At 48.3% G+C, this 2635-nt stretch carries 2 protein-coding genes; one reads left to right on the top strand and one right to left on the bottom strand.

Annotated elements, in window-relative coordinates:
- Nucleotides 1-171 precede the first annotated feature (171 nt).
- Entirely contained in the window at nt 172-1701 is a 1530-nt protein-coding gene (locus tag J3L11_RS19580; RefSeq protein ID WP_207571961.1) for a S8 family serine peptidase, read from the bottom strand.
- 264 nt (nt 1702-1965) lie between these two features.
- Here J3L11_RS19580 and J3L11_RS18620 point away from each other — a divergent pair, with 264 nt between their 5' ends.
- The gene (locus J3L11_RS18620) at nt 1966-2409 is read left to right on the top strand and encodes an OsmC family protein (protein WP_189618908.1); all 444 of its coding nucleotides are present in this window, start codon (nt 1966-1968) and stop codon (nt 2407-2409) included.
- Nucleotides 2410-2635 lie beyond the last annotated feature (226 nt).

Here is a 2635-nt window from a genome sequence, read left to right as displayed (position 1 = left end):
TGTTATTTGCCTCTTTGACTTCGCTAAAAATCGAGGAAGCATTTAGCATGAGTAGATATACGGGCAAAGCCCTTTCATGAATGATAACCACCTACTGAAGTAGGTGGTTTTGGGCTGACAATAAAAAAACGCCACAAAAAGCAGTGGCGTTTCCGGCATAACATTGCACCATTATCGACAATGTTTTCCCTTACAAGTGTTGTTGCCTCCGCCAGCAGTGCAGCCGTTTAGCGCCAAGTAGTCGGCAGCGGCCTTAGCTTGCACCAAGCCAAAACCGGTGTAGTTGTCACGACCCGCTGTGTCCAAATCTTCGGCTGTTTGCTGCAACGCCGCTCGGATCTGTTTGTTGGTGCACTGAGGAAAGTGACTCCACACTAACGCAGCCACCCCTGCCACATGAGGTGTGGCCATAGAAGTCCCATCAAAATAGGCATAATTGCCGGGACCAATAGCGACAGTTGCGTCATTACCTATATCCAACAACATTGCCGCGCCATCATCAGCGGTTACCCCAACAGCCGGGATAGCCGTGACGGTGGTACCAAGCGTTCCGTTCAACTGCCCCGCAGTATTGTTATATATGATCGCGGCCACGCCGCCACCTTGTTCACAAGCTAGTACTTTATCAGCAAAGGAGATATTGCCACGCTGCAGCAAACATACCTTTCCAGCGGCATTACACTGCTGTTCTCCGCTACCGCAGTCTATCAACACGCCTGACGCAATCCCCGTAGGCGCACCCTCCATAGCAATTGCTAGATAGTCGTGATTTGCCACACTAGTTGCTGCCACCAACGCAGTTCCCATCGGCACCGAAGAGAGAACCCCGACACCAGGCCCCGAAAGTTCAACCTGGCTATTATATTGGGAGAAATCAGCATGCTGCTTATTTTCATCTACAGCAGCGACAGATACCACGGAACGATAGGAGGCGGGATAAGAGTATCGGCTATTACCGTCATTACCCGCTGCGGCAATGCTAAGGATGCCAGCGGTTTCTGCCGCCGCAAACGCTGCATCTTCGGTACGGCTCTTAATACTGCCACCCAGGCTCATATTAATCACTTTGGCCCCGGCGGCTTCACAAACATCTAACGCCGCGATCAGTCCTGATGAATATCCCCAGCCATCCGCATTAAATACTTTGACAATGTACAGGTTAAGATTGCCATGGGGATTAATGCCGACAACACCGACGTCATTACTGAGCGCTGCAATAGTACCCGCGACATGAGTACCGTGATGATTTTCATCCGTGAACCAATTGCTAGTACCACTATCATTGGCACCTTCAACCCTATTGCCGCTGAGATCTTCATGTGCCAAATCGTAACCAGAATCAATAATGCAGACTTTGATGTTGGCAGTCACGCTATCACTGACTTGATCAGCCTGTACCAGCGGGATGCCATAGGGAACCGTCTGAGACATCAGGTATCGCTTGGCATCCTGTTCCACATACTCTACGTTGGGATTATGAGACAACCCTGTAAGTGCCTGCGCGGGCAGACTAAATGCCGCCGCATTGTGCTTTGGCAAATCCAGCGCCAACTTTGCGCCCTGCGCATCAAGAGCCGCTTTCACCGCCGACCCTTTCCCCTCTTTAAATTTGACAATGTAACGTTCATTTGCCTGTGTGGTAGCTGTTATACACAGAGCCAGCAGCATGGCAGAAAGCACAGCCTGAAGTAGGGTTCTCATTGCACTCTCCTCCAACACCTTACATGGTTAAGCAGTAATTCACCCATTTATGTTACAAAAATGTTATAGCCACCCATTAACAATTACGCAAGTCGCTACGGCCGAGCAAGATAATTTAAAAAATCTGCTTCATAATCAAGTACCCGCGATGGCTATCGATTAATTTATTCATATAAATCAATTAGTAATGACTAGAGAAGACAAAGAACAGAATTCTGAGCTATAGTGCACACACACTTTTAAGACGTAATGCAGGAATCAGCTATGAGTTTTCATGTCACTGTGTCATGGGAGACTAGCCCAGCCCCTGAAGGGGAATTTAACCGTGACCACCATATTCAGTTTGGCAGCGGTCAGCATATCGAAGCATCCTCTGCGCCGGAATATAAGGGCATTGAAACCAAGGTGAATCCAGAAGAAAGCCTGTTGGCCGCCATTTCCTCCTGTCATATGCTGACCTTTTTAACTATTGCTCACCTGAAACGTCTGCCTGTACTCAGTTACTGTGACAAACCTGTCGCTGAACTGGGGAAAAAGGAATCTGGCAAAGTGGCCATCACCCACATCTTTTTAAAGCCGCAGGTGACCTTTGCCGAAGGCGCTGACGTAGATAGGGAAACGCTAGAAAAGATCCATGAGAAGGCACATGCCAACTGCTTTATTGCCAATTCACTGGCCAGCGATACCAAAGTAGAAATTGAATTCTAAGAAGTGGATGTTACCGGAGCGATTACAGCTTGCCCGGTAACAGCTAAAGTAGCGGCAAATACCGCGATAAACGTAAAACAGCCCCGCTGCATGCGGGGCTTTTTATTGTCAGCCCAAAACCACCTACTTCAGTAGGTGGTTATCATTCATGAAAGGGCTTTGCCCGTATATCTACTCATGCTAAATGCTTCCTCGATTTTTAGCGAAGTCAAAGAGGCAAATAACA

It is taken from the genome of Shewanella sp. 4t3-1-2LB, from assembly GCF_017368415.1.
GTDB classification, from domain to species: domain Bacteria; phylum Pseudomonadota; class Gammaproteobacteria; order Enterobacterales; family Shewanellaceae; genus Shewanella; species Shewanella fodinae.
Note: the sequence above shows the minus strand (reverse complement) of the source record. Positions and strands in the feature narration are given on the sequence as shown.